We start from the raw sequence: 13,669 nt of genomic DNA, 5'->3' as shown, positions 1-13,669 counted from the left end.
GGCCGGGGCCGCACCATGACCAACCGGACTACCGCACCACCCTTTTCTGGGAGCCTGAAATCACGCCCGGTAAAGACGGCAGGGCCAAGGTCTCTTTTTTCACATCAGATAAGCCATCAGTATACCGCATCATTGTAGAGGGAATTACCGAAACAGGCATCCCGGTTGTAAAAACAAAAGAGTTATGGGTGCAGGCTGCCACAACACCTGAACCTTGATATACATACTTTGTTATTTGGCAGTCTGATGGCTTCAAAGCTATAGAACAGCGCAGCTTGCCATTAAATGTAACCATAACAGGTATTTGAGCGGATATTTTTGTATATTAGACTCGTTGTAAATCACAGTGATTGTTTTATTACTGACCTCTTCCGGCTCTAAAACCGGAAAATCATACGTCAAGACAACATAAAACCTGAAGAATGAACTTTGACCTTAGTGAAGAACATAACCTGATCAGGGAAACGGTCAGAAACTTTGCAGAAAAAGAGATTAAACCGCATGCTCCCGGACTTGATGCTAATGAGAGCTTCTCTATAGAGCTTACGCGGAAAATGGGGGAACTTGGTCTGTTCGGCATGAACATTCCCGAGGAATACGGAGGTGCGGGCATGGATACCCTGAGCTATATTATTGCGGTTGAGGAACTGTCACGTATTGACGGATCACAGGCTTCCACCCTGGCTGCCCATAACTCGCTTGGCATTGGTCCGATTTACTACTACGGCACCGAGGAGCAGAAAAAGAGATACCTTCCGCGTTTATGCACTGGTGGTGCAATATGGGCATTCGGACTGACAGAGCCGGAGGCCGGATCGGATTCCCGCGGCAGCAGGACAAAAGCAGAGCTTGATAATGGAGAATGGGTGATAAACGGATCGAAAATATTCATCACAAACGGGGCATCAGAAATATCGGCGGGTGTTACGGTACAGGCAGTAAGCGGAGAAACCGGCGGGAAGAAGGAATTCAGCACGATATTGGTGGACAAGGATACCCAGGGATATACCTCACGCGAACTGAAGGGAAAGATGATGTGGCGTGCATCGGATACCTCGGAGATGTTCTTCGACAATTGCCGTGTGCCTGAAGAGAACATTCTTGGAGAAAGGGGACAGGGATCCCGCATTATGCTGAGTACCCTTGATAACGGCAGGCTGTCTATAGCGGCTATGGGACTGGGTTGCGCGCAGGGTGCCTATGAACTGGCGCTGAAGTACGCAAAGGAGAGAAAACAGTTCGGGCAGCCCATATCGAAGTTCCAGGCCGTTGCGTTCAAGCTTGCAGATATGGCCATGAAGATTGAGCTTGCACGGAACCTGCTCTACAAGGCATGCTGGATGAAAGACAATGACAGGGAGTTCGGAACCGAGGCGGCCATGGCAAAGCTTTACTGCTCTGAAATAGCCAAAGAGGTGGCCGATGAGGCGGTTCAGATTCATGGCGGATACGGGCTGATGAAATCATATGATGTGGAGCGGTTCTACAGGGACCAGAGGCTGCTTCAGATAGGTGAGGGCACATCAGAGATACAGAGGCTGGTCATTTCAAGAAATATTTTAAGGGATTAGAGAATCAGGCCTGCCTCAGGCAGGCACCGGACGGCTACAAGACAGGCACAGGACAGACACAGGACATACACAGGACAGGCTCCGCGCTGGTTCTGAACAGGCTACGGGCAGGTACCGGACAGGCTACGGGCAGGCTAAGGCTACTGAAAGGATCGTTTGCCTGTAATTGTTGCAGAAAGATGAATTCAGCAGGAATGACGAAAAAATCAACGCCGGCGGCCCTTTTTTATTAAAAAATAGCGAAGTTTGCAAACAATTCCTGCTTTTTGCAGGAATTTTGTAAAACCGTATTCCATTATTGAATCAATATATCCAGCCATGCAGAAATCTCTTCTTATACTGGTGATCAACCCCCGGCACGATTTTACCAAGATCGGCATTTACGAAAACACCAAGCTACTCTACCTCAAACGCATACTTCACAAGCAGGAAAAGCTTGACAAGTACGACAAACTCAGTGACCAGGTCCCTTTCAGGACGGAGTGCATACTCGAAGAGCTCAAGCAGAATGATATGCCGTTCGACCGGTTTGCTGCCATCGTGGGGCGAGGGGGACTGATAAAGCCGCTCAGCTCTGGAGTATACGAGGTTAACAAAAAGATGCTCGACGACCTGTATAATACGGAGTACAGCGAAGATGTGGTGAACCTGGGCGGCATGCTTGCCTATGAGGTGAAAAAGCAGATGCCGGCCGCAAAGGCGGTTATTGCCGATCCGGTTGTTGTTGACGAGCTTGATGATATAGCGCGGATTGCCGGTCACCCGAATTTTGAGCGCAAATCAATATTCCATGCCCTCATGCAGAAATGGGTAGCCAGGAAGTTTGCCAAATCGCAGGTCAAACCCTATGAGCAACTGCGGTTGATTGTCGCTCACCTGGGCAGCGGCATTACCGTAGGAGCCCACCTTAACGGAAAGGTGATCGACGTTAACCAGGGCCATGACGGCGAAGGGCCGTTTGCCCCTTTGAGGAGCGGGACACTGCCGGCCGGAGACCTTGTAAGGCTTTGCTATAGCGGAAAGTATACAAAAGAGGAGGTGCTCAGAATGCTAACAGGGAAAGGTGGACTGTTTGCCTGGTTCGGGACAATGAGTACAATTGAAATAGAGCAGATGGCAATGAGCGGAAACAAAAAGGCCAACCTGGTGCTCAATGCCATGGCCTACCAGGTAGCAAAACATATCGGGGGAATGTATGCTGTTTTTGAAGGAAACGTTGATGCAATACTTATTTCGGGCGAAATAGCGAACAGTAAATACTTTACCGACATGATACTCAAGAGGGTAAGGGACATTGCTCCCGTCCACCTGTTCCCCGGATCGGACGAGATTGAGGCCCTGGGTATGAACGGCCTGATGGCCCTCAAGGGGGAAGTTGAGATCAAGGAATACTGAAAGGTTGCAATCAGTACCTTTCAAGCCAGCGGTAGCGCCTCTGGGTATCGCCAAACCTGAAATTGATCATCAGTTCATGGGATCCGAAGTTCTGGTGACTCATACTGTTCAGGGCGTAGTCATAAGCATAGCCGAAATGCAGCCGCTCAAACCTGAAACCGACCATAAAGACAACGGCCCCTACACTCCGGTATGTGAGTCCCCCCCAGTACTGGTCGCCGTAATAGAACTTTGAACCAACATCAATCTTATACGAAGATGTGAATGTTGACTGCGCCATGATCAGAGGTTCAACGATCGCGTTGTTTTGAAGTTCTATGGTATACCCTGCCATCAGATAGAAAACCCTCTCCATCCTGAAATCTCGCAGACCGTCATTTCCGAACTTGAGAACCGACTGAAGCATCTGGGTGGATGATAACCCAATATAATAGGTTGGCCCCCAAAGGTGAACCCCGGCATTTACATCCGGCACAAAAAGTCCCTTACCATAGGCGCCCATCAAAGGGTCATAGTCCTGCTCAAGCTCCATCCTCCTCTCATCAATCTTCATCTGGAATCCCGTTGCCGATATCCCGAATGACAACTGGTGCTCCCTCATCCATATATGGTAGGCATAGCTGAACTGTATCCCGGTCCTGTCAATAAGTCCGCTACGGTCATTGTATATATAGCCTCCAAGACCAACATTCCCACTCCTGAAAAGATTTGTAAGAGGCCTTCTGTCAGGCAGGCCGGGGCGGCGCGGAGGTGCCTTGATAAGCCTGGCGTCGAGGCTCAGAGCAACTGTTCTCGGAGAATAGGGCAATCCCATCCACTGTTCGCGGGCGGTAAGGTTTATAGTGGTTAGTCCGTCATAACCGGCAACGGCAGGATTAAGCAAAAAGCGGTTCATCATGTACTGACTGTACATGGGCATCTGCTGTGCCAGTGCTCCGGAAGGCAGCAAGACCAATATTGCAATTAATAACTGCCGTACCATTTCCCCCTTTTCACCTTGCAGGCTCCAACTTCACCGTTAAGTTATTACCGGGTCTGCAATCTGTTATATTAGTGCTAAATTAAGCCTGATCAAAGATATTTCCTAGATAATACTGTAAAGACATCAAAAATGTTGCCATTTATCCCTTAAAAGTGTTTCATTGGTTTCGAAAATTACCGGGCCAAAACCTGTTTCTCGCTCCAAAAACGTCATCTCAACCGGCATAAATTTGTTTCGCCCGCACGTGATGCTCATTCTATTTGGTTGAAAGAAGAAAGGCCGTCACCAGGACAGCCCTTCCGAAACCGTATGGCCGGTTGAACATCAATACCTGTTCAGCCAGCGGTAGCGCCTTGCAGTATCTCCGAATTTCACACTCACCATGAACTCATGCGAGCCGAAACTGTGCTTACGGATACTGCTCAGGGTATAGTCGAATGCATAACCAAAATAGAACCGGTCAACCTTAACTCCTCCCATCATTATCAGCGCGCCTGATGTGCGGTATGATATACCTCCCCAGTAATCGTCCCTGAAATACACCCTTGTGTTAATATCCACCTGTACCGGGCTTTCGAAGGTTGCCTGTACAAGGACTGAAGGTTCGATGGTGATCCCGTTATAGAGGAAGAAACCATAGCCGCCCATAAAGTAATAGTGCCTGAGCATCTTGTAGTCCTTAAAGCCGTCATTCCCGAACTTGAGGGCGGACTGCAACAGCTGTGCGGTCGAGAACCCGGCATAATAGGTGGGACTGCTGTAATAAATGCCGAGATTGACATCGGGAACAAAAAGCGCTTTACGGCTGTTTAGCAGCAGCGGATCGTCTATCTCATTCAGGATGGCATACCTGTCATCCAGCTTGAGCTGGTAGCCTGTTAGGGATATGCCGAAAGACAACTGGTGGCGGTCCATCCATATGTGATAGGCATAAGTGCCCTGGAACCCTGTCCGGTCAATTATACCGTTACGGTCGTTGAATATATATCCGCCAACGCCAACATTTCCGCCGCGGCTCATCATGGTGGGACGGTGCCTTACCGAACGGCCACGGGATATGGGACTGTTCCGGAGTAACCTGGACTGTCCGCTGATGGCAACCGTACGCGGAGCATTCTCAAAACCGAGCCACTGTTCCCTGGCAGTCAGGTTAAATGATGTTAGTCCGTCATTACCTGCAACTGCCGGATTAAGCAGAAAGCTGTTCATCATGTACTGCGAATACAACGGCAACTGCTGTGCAGTCGATGCAAATGATGCAGCAACAATGATCACTGCGATCAGTAAAAATCTCTTCATGTTCATCAAACCCTTCATCTAAATCCTCGCTATCCTTTTTATTGTATTACAATGGTTTAAACCTCTGCTCATTTGTACGAAAAGCTGCGGCATTCGTTACGCTCATGGCGTTCCTTTCCACGAAAGTGTAATTATGGCTGACAAACGGATTTTTTTGCCTGATAAAAAAAGCCGGACCTGCTGTAAACAGCGGACCCGGATCTTTTATTGCATTTGCAGCGAATATCATCTTACAATTGTTATGTTGCCGGTTATATCTCTTGCGCCGGGCTCGTTGAGCGTTATGACGTAATGGTATGAATCCATCTGCAACGGTCTGCCGCGGTATGTGCCGTTCCATGGGGTCGGGTAACCAGGCTCAGAGCGGAATACTATCTCACCCCAGCGGTTGAATACCTCGACCACGGCCTTCGGGTAATTTACAAACAGTTCCTGCCCGTCATTATCGGTAATTATCCAGGTATCATTAACACCGTCATCATTGGGAGTGAAGATGGTCGGAATGACAAGCCTGATTTCTTCGTCAAGATCAATGAATATGGTGTCGGAGGCACTGCAGCCCTCCATCGTGGTAACTTCAACCGATACAGTAATCGGGGCGTCTGTACCGTAGATGCGGACTGTCTGGGTGATATCGCCCGTTGACCAGTCATAGATAAAGCCATCGTCTCCTCCATCGAGCAATATGTTTTCGCTGATAAGCAGAGATGTATCAGGCCCCAGGTCAACAAAAGGCAGCGGGTGAACAACCAGTTCGACGGTATCGGTTCCGATCAGCCCGTTTTCATCGACAACCTGCACCCAGTAGGTACCAGCCTCACCGGTGGCAAATGTGCGTGTAATAAAATCACTGTCGTCGTTCCACAGGTAGGAGACAAATCCTTCGCCCGCATCAAAGACGTAAATCTCACCCTCGCATATCTCAACCACAGGCGGGAAGGGGTCGAAATCAAACCTGTCGGTTACCTCCACAAAGGCCCTTACAGTATCGCCTATACATCCGTAAATGTTCGTTTCCACAACCTTTATCTCATATATCCCTCCCTGAAGACCCCAGTCCACCTCGATCTGGTCGTTGAAATATTCGGATATTACCCCGCCATCCTCAACAAACCACTCATAGATCGAACCGGGGGTCTCATCAACCCCGTACCGCACACCGGAAGCACCGGCATGGACAGAGTGTAACACCTGTCCATGCGCGGCCACTCCGACAAAAAAGGCGGTCAAAACCGATATGAGAGTTTTTTGGAACAAACTATTTTAAATTAATCTCTGACTGTTAACTTACAATTTTATTACCTGGATTATAGTTCAAAATTGTTAGGTATATGATAGATTGGTCCGGTTGTCGGAGCAAGTGCAACTACATACCTTACTGTAGTACCAGGTACAGCGTAAGAAGGAATTGCATCACCAGCTCTGATTGCAGAAACACTGGAGATCCTTGAAGTCAGACTATTGTCCGCAAGAGTAAACAGATATTCAGTAGTATGATCATCTCCATCATTGTAGTATTCAAGCAACACTGTCTCTATGTCATGTTCATAACCAGTTTCATCCTCTACAATAATATTGCCTACAGCTGAAGTTGGTTCCCAACCTGTTCCATCCCAATAATTTCTTACCACCTCTATCTCATAACCATACTCTCTTAGATCCGCAATAGATCCTAACTCAAGAACTTCAATCGATAAGACTGCTTCTAGTGGGCCACAGTTAATAAAATCACCGTTTTGCTCTTCCCATCCATTAGTGGCTGTCCCCTCGAATTCTTGTATTTGCGGTAATCCGACAAAATTAACTATATGTTCACGCCCAGCTCCACTATCCTCACAACCAGAAGCACCAAACCTTTCCTTTACCCAAAATGATACTGCATTACCGGCTGCAGGACTTCCTGCCAGTGCAGGTGTAATTTCCACCCAGTTTTCTCTTTCCGTCCAAGCTTTAACTTCTGTCCCATCAAAATCTGTACCTCGTACCCAACGCCATTCAGATGCTTCATTTATTCCTGTACCACGATCCTCAGTTCCGTCATGTTCTAATCCGACATAATCCGGACTGTAAACCGGGTCCGGTGCAACATAAAGGGTAAAATTGAAACCCACAGTCTGGTAAGTTTCGGTAACAGCCTGTACATAGTTACCCACATCACCTGTGTGATTGATGTTTGCAGGATAACTCTGTGCATTCACCACATTCGCAGCGAACAGGAATACCAGTGCTGCAGTGGCCAGTTTTAAAACGTTCTTTTTTGTCATTGTTTTCATAGCTTTAAAAATTAGAATTAGTAAAATTTTAATTGATTTCTGATTTTGAGTTAAACATATTGTTAAATTGATACATGTCTATTCATTAGTACGGTATAAGGGCAAATTGGTTGCATGATAAGGTAATTTATTACGTAAATATCATCCCGAAGATGTTTAACTGCATTTTTCGCATGACGGACGAACTGACTCGTCAAATATTGTATATAGCGCCCGGCATGTAACATAATGCAAGCAAGTGTGTAAAGAGCTAATAATAAACGTTTAGGGGTAATTTCTCCCTTGCGGTTTTCTGCCAGGTGGGGATGGGGCGTGCAGGCTGCCGGTAAATAATTATTGCCTTTCTCGGATCTGGGTGCGGTAGAAAACTTTTTCAAATACCCTGTTGCTATGTTGTTATTCTTGCCGCAAATATAATCAAATACGATCTTCGTATCAAAATAATTCAACCTCGTCTTCACCTATTATCAATCAACTTCTTGTTACACATCTCAAATCTCGACAACCTCTAATTGTAAATCAGGAGTTTAAATCATTGCCTGACTGACAATTTTAACGAAAATGCCCCTTTAAGGTTACAACCGGTTGAAAAAAAAGGATAAACACTCCCTGCGGTAGGATAAAACTGATAAAATAGCTGACCAACGGTTAACAATCAGCTCCGGTATTAAGAGCGCCTTGTGCCAACGATGTAGTTGTAAGTGTAATACTATTCGGGAGGGGGACAGTCAGGGGGAAAGTCAGAAAGACAGTTATAGAGACTGGAGGGGGAGACTAGCAAGGAGGCAGTTATAGGACCTGGCAGGGAGACAGGTATGGGGACAGGCAGGGGGGCTGGCAGGGGAAGAAACAACTATCCGGAACACGGACCACGAAAAGATCATCCGGACGGAGGTGCTGCCGGCCGGTGAAGGATGTGGCCCTAATAGTCAATAACCCGATGCCTGCGGTCTGTTGTCCGGTAGATCTCGTAACGTCTGGCTAGATACTTAACCAGGTTGTCATTAGCATCATAGCTGATGATGCGTTGCAGACGGTTGCGCCTGGGGTCCCATACATATTCGGTCCTGCTTATCTGGTTGCCCGCTTCATCCATCTCAAGCACCTCTGTGATATTGCCTTGTTCGTCATAGGCGAGTTTCTGTGAATATTGCTCCCGCGACCTGTCGCTCATCCTGACCTGAACGGTCTCAGAAACCATCATCCCGGCGCTATCATATTCAGCCTCCCGGGAAAGGCGCCTGATACCGTCTTCGGGATCACCCCTGAGACCTGTTACCCGGCGCCGTATCTCGGTGCCATGATCATCATATGATGACCTCGACCTGTAGAGTCGCCGGCCCGTTTCGTTCCGGGCGACGACCCTGACAGGCAATCCGTCGTCATTATATGAATATTGCAGGGTCTTTATCAGCACGGTATCCGCATCCTGCAACCCGTAATGCAGCTCGGCAATAACGAGGGTATCCTGATCATGCTCAAACACCACCCTGCGGTCAAGGGTTTCGTCAACATAGTAATCGGTCCTCACCAGCAGCATGCTGTCGAAGAAGTGCCACCGGTAGTTACTCGGGTACCTGGTTTCCCAGTCATAATCGATCTCTGTATGCATTCTCCCAAGTGAGTCGGATATCTCCTGGTTTACGGCAAAGAACTGTCTGGTCCTCTCCCCGTCCTCCAGAACATACCGGCTTGTAACCGTTACCCTGAATACATTAGTTGGCTTCACTCCCTGTGCACTGACAGCCATCGGCATCATTACCAGGCAAAGCAAATAAACTATTCTCCTGTTCATTGTAGTGTCTTTAACTGCACTTAAGCCAGACAAAAATATGCAACATATTTTAAAATCCTATATTCACAAGATCCTTACTGCACTACTGATCCATTCTGAATTTATTGTGATAGCCTGAGGAATTGGGATGTTCGACCCGGATGAAACCGATGCGCTCACCCTCCCGGCTCATTATGTGGTATTTATAATCGCCAAGATAGCCCTCAAACCGGGCAATTCCATTCTGATCTGTTATTAAAGTTGTCTCAGGTGTCCACCACTGTTCAAAAACCAACTCCTTCCAGACTTCACCATGAGGCCTTATGTTCCAGTCTTTGTCGAAAAACGCGGCATCAGGCCTCCAGTGCCTTCCTTCCCAGAATCCCCATACAAGAAGTGCCTTAACCGAAGGATGGCTGAACAGAATTGTCATGAAATCGCGGGTATAATCGGCCTGCAATTCACGATCCATGACATCAATATCATGTTCGGTTACCTTTATCTCCTTACCTGTCGAGGCAAACCTTTCAAGTATTGAGTAAACCTGCGTTATGGAGGTCAGGTCATATCCAAAGTGCCCCTGCATGCCAATACCGTCGATCTGTCCGCCGTTTTCTTCTATGAACCTGATGGTTTCGTAATAGTTGTCCTGGTGAACAGTATTCATTCCAAGGCCACTCAAAATGGAAAAGTCATTTATGTACAATTTCACACCGGGATCATGTTCACGTACCATCCTGAACCAGTCCGCCATAACCTCATAGCCCAGAATTTCCTGGAACTCCCGTTCAATAGAAGGCTCGTTCAGAACATCCCAGTCCGCCAACCTGCCCCTGGTAAATGATACAACATCCCTGATGTGGTCCTCAATCTCACTGCGCAGCTTTTCCGGTTCATCAGCAAAGTCTCTCAGGTAGGGTGGACTGTACCTGAAGGAGGGCCATACCACTGTATGTCCCCTTGCACGGATATGCCTTTCGTCCAGCGCATCGAGAGTACGGGTTATGAATTCATTGGGCCTGTTTGAGGCAAAAGCATACCATTTGAGGTCATTCTCGAAAACCACTTCATTAAATAGCTCCAATATCTTTTCCCTGTATATCTGATTGCTTTCAAATTCTCTTCCTGAAATTGCTGAGCCGAATCCGAATTTATGTCTAACCATCTCAATGGTAACCGATGCGTCTGCCACTGGCTTACCGTTTTGATCGGTGACAGCTATTTCGATCTCTCCCATGCGGTGTTTCCTGATCCGTTCTGCAGCTTCATCTCTCCATGGTGCATCAGGTTCCCGGCCGGCATAGGTAATTCTCGTTTCAGGGAGATCATTGACAGAAAGTTTATTGTGATAGTTTATGAATTGCACATCGGCAAATTCCAATACCTGTTTGGGAGAGCCGAGGTGAAACGCATATCTGACATCAGATAAATCAAGTGATGAATTGATTGTAACAGGAATAAAAAATTGCCTCCAGTCCCTTCCAATTGCTATCCTCCTGTATAATTCCTTGCTATGTGTCCTGTTGTGTTCAATGCAAAGGGTTATTGAACCCTCACCTGTTTCCTGCACCGATTCAAGTGTGCGTGCCCAGAATGATATAAGTATCACATCACCTTTGGTTATCCCCTGTTTGGCTTCGAATGCAAGCTGTGCATCCCACATATTTGTGACGCCGGATCCTGTTGTGACCCTTACAGCCCTGCTGAAGGGCAACCCTTCAACTGCTATTTCAGAAGAAGTGCCGCTTCCCCCGAAACTGTATTTTTCTGAAATAAGCGATATACCCCCTTCCGGTATCTGGCTTTGCGAGTGGACAAAAATCATCAGTCCGGTAAGGGTTATAAAAATCTTTAATGTTTTCATAAATTATATCTATACAAGGTTAAAATCAGATTCATGCTAAAAAGAAAAGCAGCCTCTGCATTTGCACGTAATCCCCGCAAATGCAAGCTAATTAATCCCTGAACTCACGTTCCATGAGCTCTGTCACCCAGTTTAACACCACATCCCTGTCATGCCAGTTTAACCGCTCAACCAGTACTGCTGCCGAGGTATCCGGCACGCCAACCGGAAGCCGGGTCTTCAGGGATTCAACGCGTGAGGCATTAGTCAATAATGACAAAACGTTAGTAATTCAGGCTATCAGTATTACGTACTTTTTGTTGACCATAAAAATATCAGTTTAAAGCTTGCAAGTTACTTTTTTAAAATTATTACTGGTTATCAGGATCGCCGGACAATTCAGAATATGACTATGCCGTCGCCTGGCGGTATATCATATCCTCATCGCCAATCCATGGCCTGTCCCATATGTGGCCCGTCTCCCGGTCCTGATACCTGCCTGTTCCCTGGAAAAATATTGAGAAAAACTTGATTTAGTGGTTATTATTTTCGTAACTTGTCTGTCCAAATTAAATATTGATTAACTTAAATTGATTTTCTCTCAATTTTCAGTATTTATCATCTCACTATTTTCACTTCTCATTCTCAGTCTTCTCACATCTCACTATTTTCACTTCTCACTATTTTCACTTGTCATTCTCAGTGTTTCAATATTAGTTCTATCGCGTTCTGTTATCTGTACACCCGGGTGCATTTTTACCGGGTTACCGTGAAACAACGAGACGGTATTACGAAATTCTGAAATGAGCCATTAGCTATGATCTACTCACAGAGATTTATATAGCATGGCGAGTTCCATCTGGCAACTGAAAAATTATCATTACCAGATGAATCCACTGGTATCTGCACAACACCCTTCAGCAGATCTTCTTGACAGCAATTAATGCGGACCGGCAGCCATCTGGCAGATGCCGGCGGGAAAGTTCAATTTGGATATTTATAATGAATAATATGCACTGATATGGAAAATAAAATAACAAAACGTATTGGGGTTGTTTACTTCTCACCTACCAATACAACAAAGGAAATTTGTAAGGCTATTGCCTTTGGTATGGGAGCAAAAGACCCGATAGAATTCAATATAACAAACCCGGATTTCCGAACAAAGTTAGCTTCCAATCAAAATGCGATTTTTGAGAATATTGATCACATAATTTTTGGAGCTCCTGTTTATTCAGGTAAGTTGCCGCTTCAGGTAATAGAGTGTTTAAAAAGCATAAGTGGAAATGAAAAAAAATGTACAGCGGTTGTCGTATACGGTAACAGGGATTATGGATTTGCGCTTTACCAAATGGTCAAAATGCTTTCCAATAATAATTTTAATGTTCTTGCCGCGGGCACATTTATTGGACAGCATTCATACTCTGATATAGTACCTGTAGCTATCGGGAGGCCAGATAAAACTGATTTGGAAAAGGCATATGATTTTGGTTCAGAAAGTCTGACTGCATCCAGCTATTTATCGCCTGAAGATATTCCGGTTCAACGGGATATGATTTCTAAGTCTGAAAATTACACTTCAATACAACCAGTTTTCAAATCAGAAAAGTGTATCCAGTGTGGAGTGTGTTCAGAACGATGTCCTATGAATATTATTTCGCCTGAAACGGGTAATTGGTTAAACCAGGAAGCAAAGAAACAGTGTATCGGATGTATGGCATGTGTTTCGGACTGTAAGGATAACGCCAGATTTATGAGGGCTAATTTACTTATGAGATTAATGCTGAAATATGTACTTAGAAAAGCGGCTGTTGAACGGCTGGAACCACTTACTATTTTTAATTGATATACTGATTTAAAAACCACGGATGTTTCTATAAATATCTGTTGTAGGCCATTTGATAAATATCTCATCTTGATGATTAACCCTTTTTTTAACTAATCTAAAACAAGCAAATTATGAAAAAATTAACTCTGTTTATCGCTGCAATTTTCCTTGCAATGGGATTATATGCACAACAGGAATTTATTGTACCGGAAGTTCCGGTGGCGCAAAAGCATCAGAGGATGTTGTCTCAATTTGACGGAATGCTTGCTGTAGGCATCAACTTTGCAAAAACCCAGGGATTAACAGCCGCTGAATATGGATCATTAATCGGCGAACAATTTAAGTATTCATGGAACAAAGAGGCTGGTTTTGAAGGTTTTGTTAAAGGGATGTTATATAATGCGTCATGCTTTTTGGTGGATCCGGGTACTGAAATAACAATCAATACTGCGGAAAAAGTAAAATTCAAGACTCGGTTGTGGGCTGCTAGTATTAAGGTAAATGAACCGGTATATGGGGTTACGTATACAGAATGCATGGATTTTTTTAATGCAATGGCCGGTAAGATCGGCGACTATTTGGGTGCTAATTATGATGGTAGCTATGATGATGAATGGGTCTATTTTACTATTACAAAGAAAAATTAATTAACGGACCGGATTATTCACTTTTATTATTTCAAATTTTATAAAGTCGACTGGAAA

General features: G+C 45.6%; 12 protein-coding genes. 5 read left to right on the top strand and 7 right to left on the bottom strand.

What is annotated here, in order from left to right; genetic code table 11:
- The 3 genes from EA408_13800 to buk form a co-directional block, all read left to right on the top strand.
- Nucleotides 1-218, top strand: a 218-nt coding sequence (locus tag EA408_13800; GenBank protein ID TVR68238.1) for a hypothetical protein, incomplete at its 5' end; no start/stop codon positions are given.
- Between the two features lie 204 nt (nucleotides 219-422).
- A complete protein-coding gene (locus tag EA408_13795; GenBank protein TVR68237.1) occupies nucleotides 423-1,571 on the top strand; it encodes an acyl-CoA dehydrogenase in 1,149 nt (382 codons plus the stop codon).
- A 318-nt stretch (nucleotides 1,572-1,889) separates the two neighbouring features.
- Nucleotides 1,890-2,966 (top strand): butyrate kinase, encoded by a 1,077-nt coding sequence (gene buk, locus EA408_13790; GenBank protein TVR68239.1) that lies wholly within the window; start codon nucleotides 1,890-1,892, stop codon nucleotides 2,964-2,966.
- Nucleotides 2,967-2,976: 10 nt separating this feature from the next.
- Here the strand turns inward: buk and EA408_13785 are convergent, their stop codons facing one another.
- From EA408_13785 to EA408_13755, 7 genes are all read right to left on the bottom strand, one after another.
- Complete coding sequence (locus EA408_13785; GenBank protein ID TVR68236.1) at nucleotides 2,977-3,948, bottom strand: type IX secretion system membrane protein PorP/SprF; 972 nt, start codon at nucleotides 3,946-3,948, stop codon at nucleotides 2,977-2,979.
- Nucleotides 3,949-4,272: 324 nt separating this feature from the next.
- The gene (locus tag EA408_13780; GenBank protein TVR68235.1) at nucleotides 4,273-5,265 is read right to left on the bottom strand and encodes a type IX secretion system membrane protein PorP/SprF; all 993 of its coding nucleotides are present in this window, start codon (nucleotides 5,263-5,265) and stop codon (nucleotides 4,273-4,275) included.
- Nucleotides 5,266-5,293: 28 nt separating this feature from the next.
- Nucleotides 5,294-5,476: a hypothetical protein gene (locus EA408_13775; GenBank protein TVR68234.1), complete on the bottom strand. Its 183-nt coding sequence runs from the start codon at nucleotides 5,474-5,476 to the stop codon at nucleotides 5,294-5,296.
- Nucleotides 5,473-6,504 (bottom strand): gliding motility-associated C-terminal domain-containing protein, encoded by a 1,032-nt coding sequence (locus tag EA408_13770; protein ID TVR68233.1) that lies wholly within the window; start codon nucleotides 6,502-6,504, stop codon nucleotides 5,473-5,475. The genes EA408_13775 and EA408_13770 overlap by 4 nt, the downstream gene beginning before the upstream one ends.
- Nucleotides 6,505-6,554: 50 nt before the next feature.
- On the bottom strand, nucleotides 6,555-7,520 hold the full coding sequence (locus EA408_13765; GenBank protein ID TVR68232.1) for a hypothetical protein: 966 nt from the start codon (nucleotides 7,518-7,520) through the stop codon (nucleotides 6,555-6,557).
- A gap of 922 nt (nucleotides 7,521-8,442) precedes the next feature.
- Complete coding sequence (locus EA408_13760) at nucleotides 8,443-9,279, bottom strand: hypothetical protein (GenBank protein ID TVR68231.1); 837 nt, start codon at nucleotides 9,277-9,279, stop codon at nucleotides 8,443-8,445.
- Between the two features lie 118 nt (nucleotides 9,280-9,397).
- Nucleotides 9,398-11,158, bottom strand: coding sequence for a hypothetical protein (locus EA408_13755; GenBank protein ID TVR68230.1), 1,761 nt, complete (start codon nucleotides 11,156-11,158; stop codon nucleotides 9,398-9,400).
- A 1,000-nt stretch (nucleotides 11,159-12,158) separates the two neighbouring features.
- Here EA408_13755 and EA408_13750 point away from each other — a divergent pair.
- Both EA408_13750 and EA408_13745 read left to right on the top strand, forming a co-directional pair.
- On the top strand, nucleotides 12,159-12,983 hold the full coding sequence (locus EA408_13750; GenBank protein ID TVR68229.1) for a 4Fe-4S dicluster domain-containing protein: 825 nt from the start codon (nucleotides 12,159-12,161) through the stop codon (nucleotides 12,981-12,983).
- Nucleotides 12,984-13,096: 113 nt separating this feature from the next.
- Nucleotides 13,097-13,612 carry a hypothetical protein gene (locus EA408_13745; GenBank protein ID TVR68228.1) on the top strand — a complete coding sequence of 172 codons (516 nt, stop codon included), beginning with the start codon at nucleotides 13,097-13,099 and terminating at the stop codon, nucleotides 13,610-13,612.
- Nucleotides 13,613-13,669: the final 57 nt, after the last annotated feature.

The organism is Marinilabiliales bacterium (assembly GCA_007695015.1).
Lineage (GTDB): Bacteria > Bacteroidota > Bacteroidia > Bacteroidales > PUMT01 > PXAP01.
The sequence above is the reverse complement of the archived record's forward strand: the minus strand, read 5'-3'. Positions and strand labels throughout refer to the sequence as shown.

What these genes read in the sequence shown, in the direction of transcription:
- EA408_13795 (TVR68237.1), top strand. Translation starts at nt 423, where the DNA reads ATGAACTTTGACCTTAGTGAAGAACATAACCTGATCAGGGAAACGGTC.
- buk (TVR68239.1), top strand. Translation starts at nt 1,890, where the DNA reads ATGCAGAAATCTCTTCTTATACTGGTGATCAACCCCCGGCACGATTTT.
- EA408_13785 (TVR68236.1), bottom strand. Translation starts at nt 3,948, where the DNA reads ATGGTACGGCAGTTATTAATTGCAATATTGGTCTTGCTGCCTTCCGGA.
- EA408_13780 (TVR68235.1), bottom strand. Translation starts at nt 5,265, where the DNA reads ATGAAGGGTTTGATGAACATGAAGAGATTTTTACTGATCGCAGTGATC.
- EA408_13775 (TVR68234.1), bottom strand. Translation starts at nt 5,476, where the DNA reads ATGATATTCGCTGCAAATGCAATAAAAGATCCGGGTCCGCTGTTTACA.
- EA408_13765 (TVR68232.1), bottom strand. Translation starts at nt 7,520, where the DNA reads ATGAAAACAATGACAAAAAAGAACGTTTTAAAACTGGCCACTGCAGCA.
- EA408_13760 (TVR68231.1), bottom strand. Translation starts at nt 9,279, where the DNA reads ATGATGCCGATGGCTGTCAGTGCACAGGGAGTGAAGCCAACTAATGTA.
- EA408_13755 (TVR68230.1), bottom strand. Translation starts at nt 11,158, where the DNA reads ATGAAAACATTAAAGATTTTTATAACCCTTACCGGACTGATGATTTTT.
- EA408_13750 (TVR68229.1), top strand. Translation starts at nt 12,159, where the DNA reads ATGGAAAATAAAATAACAAAACGTATTGGGGTTGTTTACTTCTCACCT.
- EA408_13745 (TVR68228.1), top strand. Translation starts at nt 13,097, where the DNA reads ATGAAAAAATTAACTCTGTTTATCGCTGCAATTTTCCTTGCAATGGGA.